At 68.1% G+C, this 279-nt stretch carries 1 protein-coding gene; it reads left to right on the top strand.

Annotated elements, in window-relative coordinates; genetic code table 11:
- On the top strand, positions 1-279 hold a 279-nt coding region (locus tag ACTFO6_RS18670), incomplete at both ends, for a MerC domain-containing protein (RefSeq protein WP_439935861.1).

Here is a 279-nt window from a genome sequence, read left to right as displayed (position 1 = left end):
ATCCAGCCTGGGATCGGGCCGGCTTCTGGACTTCCGCCCTGTGCCTGTTCCACTGCCTGGCCACGCCCTTAGTGATGGCCCTCATGCCGGTAGCGGGCAGCGAGTTATGGACTGGGGAATGGGTCCATCGAGCGCTCGGCGGGGTGCTCGTGCTCCTGGCGGCGGGGGCATTCGTGCCTGGATTCCTGCGCCACCGGCGGCACTTCGTGCCGGCGCTAGGAACGAGCGGCTTGGCAGTGGTGCTCTTTGCCGCCTGGATCGGGGAGGCGAGTCTCGGAG

The sequence above is a fragment of the Pelomicrobium sp. G1 genome (genome assembly GCF_051905455.1).
In the GTDB taxonomy this organism is placed as follows: domain Bacteria; phylum Pseudomonadota; class Gammaproteobacteria; order Burkholderiales; family UBA6910; genus Pelomicrobium.
This window is presented reverse-complemented; position numbering and strand designations above follow the sequence as displayed.